Below are 13240 nucleotides of genomic sequence, written 5' to 3' on the forward strand. Positions count from 1 at the left end.
GGGATGTCTGAACAAAAGACCGTTACATTTATTATCACCCGTCAAGATGATATGAATTCAGCACCTTATCAAGAGGAGTTTGAGGTACCGTATCGTCCGAATTTAAACGTTATTGCAGCATTAATGGAAATACGCCGTAATCCTGTCAATAAAAAAGGGGAAAAAACTACACCTGTTGTTTGGGAAATGAACTGTTTAGAAGAGGTTTGTGGTGCCTGCTCAATGGTAATCAATGGCAAACCACGCCAATCTTGTTCTGCGATTGTTGATCAGCTTGAACAACCAATCCGCCTAGAACCAATGAGCACGTTCCCAGTTGTTCGTGATTTACAAATTGATAGAAGCCGTATGTTTGACTCATTGAAAAAGGTAAAGGCTTGGATTCCTATTGATGGAACATATGATTTAGGTGCTGGACCACGTATGCCTGAGCAAAAGCGTCAATGGGCATATGAACTTTCAAAATGTATGACATGTGGTGTTTGTTTGGAAGCTTGTCCAAATGTAAATAGTAAATCAAACTTTATCGGACCTGCTCCATTATCACAAGTTCGTTTATTCAATGCTCACCCAACAGGTGCAATGAATAAAGCAGAACGTTTAGAGCAAATTATGGGCGATGGAGGTTTGGCAAACTGTGGAAACTCACAAAACTGTGTTCAGTCTTGTCCAAAAGGTATTCCATTAACTACATCAATTGCAGCTCTTAATAGAGATACAGCAATCCAATCATTTAAAAATTTCTTTGGCAGTGATACTGTCTAATAGTTATAAGAAAGAAGAGGATGTCTTGTGACATCCTCTTCTTTTCTAATTACAGCTGGCTTTTACACATGACCGCTTGGATAATAAAATAATCGATTTCGCCGTTTAATGCTTCCCAAATTGGTTTTAGTTTCTCTCCGCCTGCCATCTTAATGGCTTCTAACACCCGTTTCTCTGTTTCTGTATCAAACAGCTCCTGCCAATTGACTTCATTTCCTTCCTGAATGCTGCGAATAATATGTTTTTGGACCGTAATATTTGTTAATTTTCGCTCTTTGGCAATTTCCCCGATTGTTTTTCCTTGCATGTAGAGCTGGTAGGAGAGGTTATGACTTGGCTGTTCAAGCTGCTCCTTCCGCTTTGCTTCTTCCTTTTGAAGCGGTGGCATACCTGATACGGAAATATGATTTTCCTCTACATACTCGCATATTTTTGCCAAAAATGCCTGACCATACTTTGTAAACTTTGTTTGTCCTACCCCTTTTATTCGAAGCATTGCTTCTTCATTCATTGGGTAGTGTCTGCTCATCTCTTTTAATGTACTATCAGCAAAGATGATAAATGGCGGAATATGTTCTTCATCTGCGAGTTCTTTGCGTAGGACACGCAGAATTTCAAATAAATCTTTATTTTCGTCGGTTTCTTCTTTGTTATTTGTCATAACAGGTGCTTTTTTCATCATAACGGTTTCCTGCCCTTTTAACACAGGCATGGCTTTAGGCATCACCTTCACAACAGGATATTTTCCGTCTGTTAAGAGGAGGTAGCCTTCAGCCAGTAAATAATTAATCATGTTTACGATCTCTTTTTCTGTTTGTGTACGTAATAAACCATAGGTTGAAAGCTCTTGAAAGCGTAATTCTTTAATCCGTTTCTGGCTTGAGCCTTTTAATACCTGTGCAATTAACGTAACGCCAAACCGTTCTCCCATTCGTTTACAGCAGGAAAAGATCATTTGTGCCTCACGGGTAATATCCACCTTTTCTCGATGGTCAATACAGCTTGAGCATTTCCCACAGTTGCTGGTAGAACTTTGTTGATCAAAATACTGAATAATGTAGGATTGGAGACATTCCTCTGTATGGCAGTACATGACCATTTGATTCAGCTTATGGTATTCCTGCTCCCGTTTTTCAAAATCAAGGTTTGATTCCTCAATGAAAAATTTTTGTAACTGAATGTCCTGCGGTGAGAAAAGCAGATAGCATTCACTTTCCTCTCCATCTCGTCCTGCACGGCCTGCCTCTTGATAATAGGCTTCAATATTTTTTGGAAGATTATAATGAATGACAAAACGAACATTGGATTTATCGATGCCCATACCGAATGCATTCGTTGCAATCATGATTTCCTTTTCATCATAGACAAACTGATCTTGGGCTATTTTTCGCTGTTTTTCACTAAGTCCGGCATGATATTTTGCCACTGAATAGCCTTGCTGAGATAAGTAATGATGAAGCTGATCCGTCTCTTTTCTGCTTGCAGTATAAATAATGCCGGATTGCTTTTGATGCTGCTTTAAATAAGAAATGAGATAGTCACGTTTATTCATTCCTTTCACAACATGAAAGGCGAGATTTTCACGGGCAAAACCCGTTTTAAACGTGTCTGTACGCTGAATATTTAATAACATACGGATGTCATCTGCCACATTTACTGTTGCTGTCGCAGTTAAAGCGACCACAACAGGATTGTGTTTTAGTTTGCTTAAGGAAGAAATGATCGACCGATAGCTTGGTCTGAAATCATGACCCCATTGGGAAATACAATGTGCTTCATCAAATGCAATCAAAGGAATGTCAATTGAATTAAGCAAATCAATAAATTGTGAGGATTCAAATCGTTCTGGTGCTACATAAACAAGCTTATAGGCACCTTGGCGGATGAGAGAAATCCGTTCCGTCTGTTCCTTAGTAGTAAGAGAGCTGTTGATAAATGTTGCTGGAATTTCCGCACTGGAGAGTGAGTCGACTTGATCCTTCATGAGTGAAATAAGCGGGGAAATGACAATGGTGGTTCCGGAGAAAAGTAATGCTGGAATTTGAAAGCAAAGTGATTTTCCTCCACCTGTCGGTAAGATACCGAGCGTATTTTTCTTCTCCAAAATGTTTTCAATAATTTCCTTCTGCCCGTTTCGAAAAGATGAATAACCAAAGTATTCTTGTAACAGTTCCTTCGCTTTTAGTAACATTTCTTATCACCTTATTTACTAGAATAATATCTATTTTATCATTGAACAGTAAGCTTGATAAGAAGGGGGATTTAAATAATCTTTCTGCGTAGTGTCTCATATAATATGGGGAGCCATTTTAATTAATTTTAAATGAATTTGCACGCATTAAATAATTTACTTAAATTTGCCTTTATCATTCAAGAAATATTGTCACTCCAACACTTTCATTGACATATGATATGGTGACTAAATATATACCCATCCCGCAGTTCAAAGCTGGCGAAGGCAAGGAGGGTTACAATATTTGAAGGAGAATGAATATACACACAAGCCATTACTCACCAAACGAGAGAGAGAAGTATTCGAACTGTTAGTACAAGATAAAACAACAAAAGAGATCGCGGGAGAATTATTTATAAGCGAGAAAACAGTTCGTAATCACATCTCGAATGCCATGCAGAAATTAGGTGTCAAGGGGCGTTCACAAGCTGTAATAGAACTCCTTCGTATGGGAGAGCTAAAGCTTTGAAAATTAACCGGTATCCTCTTTTGAGGATACCGGTTAATACATGAATAGGGTTAATTTACTATTCAGCAGGTTCAGTTATCTTACTAATGGATGATTTATTACATATTTGCCTTGTTTGTTATGTATTTGTTCTTGAATTTTAAATTAAAGTGATAGAAAATAAGAACAGCCATTAGGAATGTTCAACGAATATAGAGGAGTGTCCAAAAAGAGATGGAACTTGATAAAGATGAATATTATGACGTAGTCACAAATATTGAAAAAGATCTCCGCTATATCTCCGGAATCATAAAACAAAAAGGGCGCGAGCTTTTAAGTGATTATTCAATTACCTTGCCCCAATTCATTGCATTACAATGGCTATTTGACGAAGGGGACATGACGATTGGCGAGCTGTCGACGAAAATGTATTTAGCCTTCAGCACGACAACAGATCTAATTGATAGAATGGAAAAAAACAGTCTGGTTAAAAGGGTACGTGATGAGAATGATCGCCGGGTTGTCCGGGTCCATCTGCTTCAGGAAGGAAAAAAGCTGATCGATGAAGTCATCAAAAAACGCCAGGCATATTTGCGAGAGCTTTTTCAAGAGTATTCACAGGATGATTTAGTTCAAATACAAAATAATTTAAAGAGATTACATCATGATATGCGATAAGAATGAGGCGGTTAGTTTGAGACATCCGATAGGAGTTATAGATTCAGGTGTTGGAGGGCTGACGGTGGCAAAAGAAATTATGCGCCAGCTCCCAAATGAACAAATTATATATGTTGGAGACACAGCAAGATGTCCATATGGTCCAAGACCAGCGGAGGAGGTAAAAACCTTTACATGGCAGATGACAAGGTTTTTATTGAATAAGGATATTAAAATGCTGGTGATTGCTTGTAATACGGCGACTGCTGTTGTATTAGAAGAAATTAGAAAAGAGCTTTCTATTCCGGTGCTTGGAGTCATTCATCCGGGAGCGCGGGCAGCGATAAAGGTCACGAAGAACAACCGGATCGGCGTGATAGGAACAGAAGGAACAATAAAGAGTGCAGCTTATGAAAAAGCACTTAAACAAATAAACAAGCAAACAAAAGTAGCTTCACTTTCATGTCCTAAATTTGTTCCATTAGTAGAGAGTGGAGAATATAATGGAGCTGTCGCAAAAAAAATTGTGGCAGAGACACTAAAGCCGTTAAAACATAAAGGGCTTGATACGCTAATTTTAGGCTGTACACATTATCCGCTTTTGGAGCCTGTTATTCAAAATGTGGTGGGGAGCAAGGTAAAAGTGATTAGCTCCGGTGAAGAGACAGCAACCGAAGTGAGCACGATTCTTCATCATAGCGGATTGCTGAATGTGGAGCAGGAAAGGTTAAGCCATACTTTTTATACAACCGGTTCAAAGACTATTTTTGCAAAAATAGCTTCTGACTGGCTTGGCAAACCAATTACAAATGTATTTCATATTGAGTTAGAACTGGAACCTCAAAAAAAGTAAGAGGTTCTTTTTTTATATACATTTGATGAGAACTAGCTGTAAAGCGCTTCAGAGGTAGTAGGAATATTTTCTCCTTAAAAGACGGTCTATTTTTAAAAACAGCTCGTATACATGTAGTACAAACTGTCTTTGGAGGGATTGTAATGTCTAAATCTAAATATAAAAAGACTTTAGTATCAACTGTGGTTGTTTCTGCCTTGCTGCTTTCCGGCTGTGGACTCTTTGGAGTGGAAGAGAAAGAACAAATTGATCCGCCGAAGGAAGTGACGTATACAAATGAAAAAACGGAGGTCACAGAGAAAACCAATACGACTGATAAAACTACAGCAGCTGACAAGGAGAAAGATGCAGCGGTTGAGGATACACGAAAAACTGAACTTTATTTATTTGATAAAAATGGATATGTTGTACCGCAAACATTAGAACTACCAAAAACCGAATCAGTAGCAAAACAGGCGCTGGAATACTTAGTGAAAAATGGTCCGGTAACAGATATGCTGCCAAACGGGTTTCAAGCTGTGATTCCAGATGAAACAAAGATTAGTGTGAATGTGAAGGATAAGGTCGCAACGGTAGATTTCTCCAGTGAATTTAAAAACTATAAGGCAGAGGATGAGCTTAAGATTCTTCAGTCCATTACTTGGACATTAACTCAGTTTGATTCGATCGAACAAGTTAAACTCCAAATGAATGGCCATCCGCTTGAGGAGATGCCTGTTAACGGTACACCAATTGGTGACGAGTTATCGAGAAAAATTGGAATTAATCTAGACGTATCACAGGCAGGCGATATTACGAATACAAAACCTTTAACGGTTTATTACATTGGCGGTGAAGCTGATTCCTATTATTTTGTACCTGTAACGAAACGCGTAAGTAATAAGGTGGAAAGCAACATCGATGCGGCTATTAATGAATTAGTGAAAGGACCAAGTGTAACTTCTAATTTACTCAATGAATTCAATTCAGATGTAGAATTACTGGACGAACCAAAGGTGGAGGATGGAAAGGTAACACTTAATTTTAATGAATCGATATTTGGCAGCTTTGATAAAAAAATGATATCCCAAAATGTACTGGAATCGCTTGTCCTTACTCTTACTGAACAAAAGGGGATTGAGAGTGTAGCGATAACGGTAAATGGAAAAGCTGAGCTGATGAGTGAGGATGGTAAAAAACTGACAAAGCCTGTAACTCGTCCAGAAAATGTTAATACAGGTAGCTTCTAAAGTTTTTTTTGATATACTATATAATGAAAGTGGAAAAGAGTGGGCAAAAATGCCGACTCTTATTCCCTTTGTTTAGTGTTATGAAGCAGAGAATCGCGGATATTCAAAGGTGGGCAAAGAGATGGAAAAAGTGATTATCGCAACAAAAAATCCAGGGAAAGCAAAAGAATTTATCCGGATGTTTAAACCATATGGAATAGAGGTTAAGACATTGCTTGATTTTCCGGATATAGAGGATATTGAAGAAACAGGACAAACATTTGAGGAAAACGCTATTTTAAAGGCTGAAACCGTTTGTAAGCAATTCAACCAAATGGTCATCGCAGATGATTCCGGGTTGATTGTAGATGCTCTTGACGGCAGACCGGGAATTTACTCGGCACGCTATGCAGGCGAAGAAAAAAATGATGAAGCCAACAATGATAAAGTATTAAATGAGCTCAAAGCTGTGAAAGAAAAGGATCGTACAGGAAGATTCTATTGTGCATTAGCATTGGCAATGCCCGGTAAGGAGACGATCACAGTAAACGGAAAATGTGAGGGCACTGTTCTATTTGAGAGAAGAGGAACCAATGGCTTTGGATATGATCCTATTTTTTATGTAACAGAAATGAAAAAATCAATGGCAGAACTTTCACCAGAAGAAAAAAATCAAATCAGTCACAGAAAAAAAGCGTTACAAAAACTAGAAGAACAATTATCACATTTGTTTTTGAAGGAGAACGAGTAATGAAAGTGCTGATCGTGAGTGATAGTCACGGAATGACAACCGAACTGGCAAAATTGAAGGAAATCCATGGAAGTGAAGTAGAATACTTCGTTCACTGTGGAGATTCGGAATTAGCTCCGGGTGAAACGGCTCTAAAGGAATTTATTACAGTTAGAGGTAACTGTGATTTCTATGAGGAATTTCCTGAAGATATTGTTAAAAAAATAGGCGGCCGGACGTTTTTCATTACACATGGGCACCGCTACTCTGTTAAATCCGATTTAATTAAGTTGTCGTATCGGGCAAAAGAGGCAGGGGCAGATATAGCATGTTTTGGTCATTCCCATTATCTTGGGGCTGAAATGGTGAACGGAACTCTGTTTATTAATCCAGGCAGCATCAGGCTGCCACGGGGAAGAAGAGAACGGTCATATGTTATTTTAGATATTCAGGAAAATGCCTACGAAATTAAGGTATTTGATCTTGATAAGGGTGAACTGCCTGAATTGAGACAAGTTTTTTCTCTATCGAACTAATCGATAGGGGAAAACTTTCTTCGTGAAACTTTCAACACTGCTATTGACATTTTAATTTACGCTTACTATAATTAAAAATGTCTTTTAAATAATGTCCCAGTAGCTCAGCTGGATAGAGCAACGGCCTTCTAAGCCGTCGGTCGGGAGTTCGAATCTCTCCTGGGACGCCATTTACACATGTAACCTACATAAATTCTACCAATTAAACTCATCTTCGAGAAGGATGAGTTTTTTTATGTTTTTTTGATAATAATAAAAAACAAAGAAATTACAAAATTTTATTTTTTCCTAAAACATCAATGCAACGCTAATGTAAGCGAATTCAAAAATGTTACTTTAACATAATTTTTTAATAATTCTTATGATTGGTCTTGACTCAACCGTAAAATCAGCGTAAGATAATTTCAACAAAAGAGTTACGAAATATTATTAAAAGATTGAAAACAATTCTTTTAAGTAAAAATGTACTCTTAATTGTTTGAAAGTTCTATTCATTTTGAACGCTTCATATGACATATAGTATAAGAGATATAGCTTAAAATGATGATGAGGAAAAGTAGTTTTATACAGAGGATTCTACAGAGAGCCGGGGCAGCTGGAAACCGGTGAATTCGGTATAGAATGAACTCACCTCTGAGTTCCTGCCTGAACAATCTATTTTCAGTAGGGCGGGACGGGTGCAAGACACTCGTTATTAAAGCGAGCAGCATAGGCTGCTCATAAGTGTACGCATTTATATTGCGTAAACAAGGGTGGTACCGTGGAGTAGGTTTCCAAAGCCTTTTCACCCCTTAGTCAAATTATTTGGCGTTTAAGGGATGGAAGGGCTTTTTATATTTTTATCAGAAAGAGGAGGTATAATCCAAATGTTGCAGGAAACTACCTTTGCCGGAACTAAGGCTCAACAACAAACGATTAGTGGATCGGAATTATTAATTAAGGCTTTGGAAAAAGAAAATGTAGAAGTGATTTTTGGCTACCCAGGTGGAGCTGTCTTACCTCTCTACGATAAATTATTTGATTCAAAAATCCGCCACATTTTACCACGTCATGAACAAGGCGGCATTCATGCGGCAGAGGGTTATGCAAGAATTTCAGGGAAACCAGGAGTAGTAATCGCTACATCAGGACCAGGAGCGACAAACCTTGTAACAGGTATAGCTGATGCGATGATGGATTCACTTCCATTGGTGGTCTTTACAGGTCAAGTAGCAACAGGCTTAATTGGATCTGATGCTTTTCAGGAAGCTGATATATTGGGAATTACAACTCCAATTACAAAACATAATTATCAAGTTCGCAACATTCATGATATTCCTCGCATTATCAAAGAGGCATTTTACGTTGCATCAACTGGACGACCAGGTCCAGTACTAATAGATTTTCCAAAGGATATCGCTTCAGGTATCGTAGAGGAAAAAGAATATAGTGAAGAAGTTACCTTGCCAGGCTACCAGCCAACAGTGAAACCTAATTATTTACAAATTAGAAAGCTGACAGAAGCTGTTAGCTCCGCAAAGAAACCGGTTATTTTAGCTGGTGCGGGTGTACTGCATGCGAAAGCGATGGAAGAGTTAAAACAATATGCTGAACAGCAGCAAATTCCGGTTGTTCATACACTTCTAGGTTTAGGTGGTTTTCCGGCAAACCATGACTTGTTTACCGGTCTAGGTGGAATGCACGGCTGCTATGCAGCGAATATGGCGATGTATGAAGCGGATCTTTTAATCAATATTGGTGCTCGTTTTGATGACCGTTTAACAGGTAATTTACAACATTTCGCTCCAAATGCAACAGTAGCACATATTGATATCGACCCTGCTGAAATCGGAAAAAATGTTCCAACTAAACTTCCAATTGTTGCTGATGCCAAAGAAGCGTTAAAGCAGTTAATTGGTCAAGATGGAAAGCCGCCTGTTCATCAAGAATGGATGGATACAATTAATAGTTGGAAAAAAGACTATCCATATTTTTATAACCAAGAAGGCTGTGAACATCTGAAGCCGCAGAAAGTTTTTGAAATGATTTATGAAAAAACAAATGGTGAAGCAATTGTTGTTACCGATGTTGGTCAACACCAAATGTGGGCAGCTCAATACTATCGTTTTAATAAAGCAGACAAATGGGTAACATCTGGCGGACTTGGAACTATGGGCTTCGGACTACCGGCTAGTATTGGTGCTCAAATTGCTGCTCCTGATGACACTGTTGTGTTAGTTTCAGGTGACGGTGGATTCCAAATGTGTATGCAAGAGCTTCAAGTCATTAGCGAGCATAAATTGCCAATTAAAATGGTTATTATTAATAACCAATCACTTGGGATGGTAAGACAATGGCAAGAGCTTTTCTATGAAAAACGTTATTCTCACAGCTTAATTCCTGGTCAGCCTGATTTTGTAAAATTAGCTGAAGCTTACGGGATTAAAGGATATAAAATTAATTCTACAGAAGAAGCTGAAACAGTTTTAAATGAAGTATTAAACAACGATGAACCAGTTGTATTAGACTTCAGAGTTGACCCCGAAGAATGTGTATATCCAATGATTGCATCAGGAAAAGGACTACATGAAATGGTAGGTGTTAAGCCATGATAAAAAGAATTATCAGTTTAACGGTTCTTAATCAACCAGGTGTACTAAACCGGATCACCAATTTATTTTCAAAGAGAAACTATAATATTGAAAGTATCACGGTCGGGGCTTCTGAAAATGAGGGAGTTTCAAGAATTACCTGTGCTGTACAAGTAGAGAATGAAGGCGTTATTGAACAAATCACAAAGCAATTGAATAAACAAATCGACGTATTAAAGGTAACTGATATTACCGACCAATCGATTGTTTCAAGAGAATTGGCTCTAATTAAAGTTCAAACTCTTCCGAATACACGAAGTGAAGTCTATTCACTAATTGATCCTTTCCGTGCTTCTATTGTTGACGTTAGTAAGGAAAGTATTGTTATCCAAATTACTGGTGAATCTGAAAAAATTGATGCCTTTATTGAATTAATCAAACCATATGGCATTAAAGAACTAGCTAGAACAGGTACAACTGCTTTTCCTAGAGGAATGCAGCTGCAAAGCACACAAAAGCTTAATATTGTTTAATAAATATGTTTTTTACACTTGTTTGGCAAAATAATGATATATTTTGCCAAACAGGGTATTATATATGGGATTCATTCTAATAGTAAAAGTAATGACTATCCAAAAACTAAAATAAGATACAGAGAAGGAGAGTTTAACAATGGCAAAAATGTATTATAACGGGGATGCAAACGCAGAATTTTTAAATGGAAAGACAGTAGCAGTAATTGGATTCGGTTCACAAGGCCATGCTCATTCACAGAACATGAGAGAAAGCGGAGTAAATTGTATTATCGGTCTTCGTAAAGGTAAATCTTGGGATAAAGCTGTTGAAGCTGGATTTGAAGTTTACTCAGTTGCTGAAGCTACAGCTAAAGCTGATGTAGTTATGATTCTTTTACCAGATGAGCAGCAAGCAAAAGTATATAAAGAAGAAATCGAGCCAAACTTAAAAGGCCAAGCTCTAATGTTCGCTCATGGCTTCAACATTCATTTCAGCCAAATCGTACCACCTGCAGACTGTGATGTTCTTTTAGTAGCTCCTAAAGGACCAGGACACTTAGTAAGAAGAACTTACACTGAAGGTGCCGGCGTACCTGCAATCTTTGCTATTTATCAAGACGTAACAGGAAATGCAAAAGAATTAGCTCTATCATATGCAAGAGCAATCGGTTCATTACGTGCAGGAGCTATTGAAACAACATTCAAAGAAGAAACAGAAACAGATCTATTCGGTGAGCAAGCAGTTCTTTGCGGCGGTTTAACTTCACTTATTAAAGCAGGCTTTGAAACATTAGTAGAAGCTGGTTACCAACCAGAAGTTGCTTACTTCGAATGTTTACATGAAATGAAGTTAATCGTTGACCTTATCTATGAAGGAGGCATGTCAAACATGCGTTACTCTATCTCAGATACAGCTCAATGGGGTGACTTCGTAAGCGGACCACGTGTAGTAGATGCAGCTGCTAAAGCAAAAATGAAGGATGTATTAACAGATATCCAAACTGGTAAATTTGCGAAAGAATGGATTCTAGAAAACCAATCTAACCGCGCAATGTTTAATGCCATCAATGCACGTGAAAACGAGCATCAAATTGAAGTGGTTGGCCGTGAATTAAGAAAAATGATGCCATTCGTAAATGATGCTAAACAGAAAGAAGTGGTGGGTAGTGCAAAAAATTAAGATTTATGATACGACACTTAGAGACGGAGAACAAACTCCAGGCGTCAATCTTAATTTTTCCGAAAAACTAGAAATCGCGAAACAATTAGAACGTTTAAATGTAGATATCATTGAGGCTGGCTTTCCTGCAGCCTCAAAAGGTGATGCTTCCTCAGTTCAAAAAATTGCCCAGACGATTAAAAATTCTACGGTAACGGGACTAGCACGCTGTGTGCAAAGTGATATGGATATTGCTTGGGAATCATTAAAGGACGGCGTAAACCCTCGACTTCATATTTTCTTAGCTACTTCTCCGATCCACCGTGAGTATAAGCTTAAGATGACAAAGGAACAGGTTATTGAAACATCTGTTGAAGCAGTAAAATATGCTGCAGCTAAATTTCCAGTTGTCCAATGGTCTGCTGAAGATGCAAGCCGGACTGAATTACCGTTTTTAGCTGAAATTGTTGAAAAAGTAATTCAAGCAGGTGCACATGTTATCAATATTCCTGATACTGTAGGCTATGGTACACCATATGACTACGGTCAAATCTTTAAGTACTTAAAAGAAAATGTTCCTTCCATTCACAAGGTTGATCTTTCCACACACTGTCATGATGATTTAGGATTGGCAGTGGCTAACTCACTAGCAGCTATTGAAAATGGTGCCACACAAGTTGAAGGTACGATTAACGGTATTGGTGAAAGAGCAGGTAACACTGCGTTAGAAGAAGTTGCCTTAGCTCTTCGCATCCGTAAGGATTATTACAACACTGAAACACGTCTTCATTTGCAGGAAATCAGCAGAACCAGCAGTGTCGTGAGCAAATTAACGGGTATGATCGTTCCTGCTAACAAGGCAGTTGTCGGTGCAAATGCTTTTGCTCACGAATCTGGTATCCATCAGGATGGTGTGTTAAAAGAAAAATCAACATATGAAATTATTTCACCTGAATTAGTTGGATTTGCGTCAAATAATCTAGTGCTTGGTAAACATTCAGGACGTCATGCCTTTAAAAACCGTTTAGAAGAACTTGGTTTAGTGGTTGAGGAAGAGGAAATCAGCGAATTATTTGCTGATTTTAAAGACCTTGCCGATCGCAAAAAGGAAATGACTGATGATGATTTAACCGCACTGGTTTTGGAAAAAAAAATCTCAAAAGAAGATCAATACTACCAATTGTTGTCCATTGAAGTTCAGAGTAAAGGGAATGAACATTCTGCAACCATAACTCTTTCTGGACGAAACAATGAGAACATTACCAAAACAGGTATTGGAAAAGGCAGTGTTGAGGCTGTATATAACACCTTAGAATCAATGGTTGATGAAAACGTTAATTTATTAGATTATCGTATTCAATCAGTCGGAGCAGGAAGAGATGCGCTTGCGCAAGTATTTGTTAAAATGCGCTGTTTAGAGATGGACACAAGTGGACGCGGTCTTGCTCAAGATGTGATTGAAGCATCTGCAAAAGCATACTTAAACGCTATCAACAGAGTCCTCTATATTAAAGAATCTTCTGATTCAGAGTTAGTTAAGTAAAAAAGAATAGGTAAGGCTGACTT

General features: G+C 38.1%; 12 protein-coding genes, 1 tRNA gene and 1 other annotated feature. Of the genes, 12 read left to right on the forward strand and 1 reads right to left on the reverse strand.

The window, feature by feature from the left end; all coding sequences use genetic code 11:
* The first annotated feature begins 3 nt into the window (after nt 1–3).
* The gene (sdhB, locus tag R4Z09_RS06000; protein ID WP_338451435.1) at nt 4–765 is read left to right on the forward strand and encodes a succinate dehydrogenase iron-sulfur subunit; all 762 of its coding nucleotides are present in this window, start codon (nt 4–6) and stop codon (nt 763–765) included.
* A gap of 49 nt (nt 766–814) precedes the next feature.
* Here sdhB and recQ read toward each other — a convergent pair whose 3' ends face one another.
* Nucleotides 815–2956: a DNA helicase RecQ gene (gene recQ, locus R4Z09_RS06005; RefSeq protein ID WP_338451436.1), complete on the reverse strand. Its 2142-nt coding sequence runs from the start codon at nt 2954–2956 to the stop codon at nt 815–817.
* A gap of 286 nt (nt 2957–3242) precedes the next feature.
* On the opposite strand from recQ, the gene R4Z09_RS06010 reads away from it, so the two are divergent.
* From R4Z09_RS06010 to R4Z09_RS06060, 11 genes are all read left to right on the forward strand, one after another.
* Nucleotides 3243–3467 carry a helix-turn-helix domain-containing protein gene (locus R4Z09_RS06010; RefSeq protein WP_071395962.1) on the forward strand — a complete coding sequence of 75 codons (225 nt, stop codon included), beginning with the start codon at nt 3243–3245 and terminating at the stop codon, nt 3465–3467.
* Between the two features lie 213 nt (nt 3468–3680).
* Entirely contained in the window at nt 3681–4124 is a 444-nt protein-coding gene (locus R4Z09_RS06015; protein WP_338451437.1) for a MarR family transcriptional regulator, read from the forward strand.
* Nucleotides 4125–4140: 16 nt separating this feature from the next.
* Complete coding sequence (racE, locus tag R4Z09_RS06020) at nt 4141–4956, forward strand: glutamate racemase (RefSeq protein ID WP_338453208.1); 816 nt, start codon at nt 4141–4143, stop codon at nt 4954–4956.
* A gap of 143 nt (nt 4957–5099) precedes the next feature.
* On the forward strand, nt 5100–6185 hold the full coding sequence (locus R4Z09_RS06025) for a GerMN domain-containing protein (RefSeq protein WP_338451438.1): 1086 nt from the start codon (nt 5100–5102) through the stop codon (nt 6183–6185).
* Nucleotides 6186–6306: 121 nt separating this feature from the next.
* Complete coding sequence (locus tag R4Z09_RS06030) at nt 6307–6915, forward strand: XTP/dITP diphosphatase (protein WP_338451439.1); 609 nt, start codon at nt 6307–6309, stop codon at nt 6913–6915.
* Entirely contained in the window at nt 6915–7430 is a 516-nt protein-coding gene (locus tag R4Z09_RS06035; RefSeq protein WP_338451440.1) for a metallophosphoesterase, read from the forward strand. The genes R4Z09_RS06030 and R4Z09_RS06035 overlap by 1 nt, the downstream gene beginning before the upstream one ends.
* Nucleotides 7431–7523: 93 nt before the next feature.
* Nucleotides 7524–7600: transfer RNA gene (locus R4Z09_RS06040), tRNA-Arg, on the forward strand.
* A gap of 364 nt (nt 7601–7964) precedes the next feature.
* Nucleotides 7965–8225 (forward strand) — a binding site (T-box leader).
* A gap of 71 nt (nt 8226–8296) precedes the next feature.
* The gene (gene ilvB / locus R4Z09_RS06045) at nt 8297–10021 is read left to right on the forward strand and encodes an acetolactate synthase large subunit (RefSeq protein WP_338451441.1); all 1725 of its coding nucleotides are present in this window, start codon (nt 8297–8299) and stop codon (nt 10019–10021) included.
* Nucleotides 10021–10533 (forward strand): acetolactate synthase small subunit, encoded by a 513-nt coding sequence (gene ilvN / locus R4Z09_RS06050; protein ID WP_338453209.1) that lies wholly within the window; start codon nt 10021–10023, stop codon nt 10531–10533. Before ilvB ends, ilvN begins: the two co-directional genes overlap by 1 nt.
* A gap of 139 nt (nt 10534–10672) precedes the next feature.
* Nucleotides 10673–11695 (forward strand): ketol-acid reductoisomerase, encoded by a 1023-nt coding sequence (gene ilvC, locus R4Z09_RS06055; protein WP_338451442.1) that lies wholly within the window; start codon nt 10673–10675, stop codon nt 11693–11695.
* Nucleotides 11682–13217 (forward strand): 2-isopropylmalate synthase, encoded by a 1536-nt coding sequence (locus tag R4Z09_RS06060; protein WP_338451443.1) that lies wholly within the window; start codon nt 11682–11684, stop codon nt 13215–13217. Before ilvC ends, R4Z09_RS06060 begins: the two co-directional genes overlap by 14 nt.
* Nucleotides 13218–13240: the final 23 nt, after the last annotated feature.

This window comes from Niallia oryzisoli (genome assembly GCF_036670025.1).
Classification (GTDB): domain Bacteria; phylum Bacillota; class Bacilli; order Bacillales; family Cytobacillaceae; genus Bacillus_BD; species Bacillus_BD oryzisoli.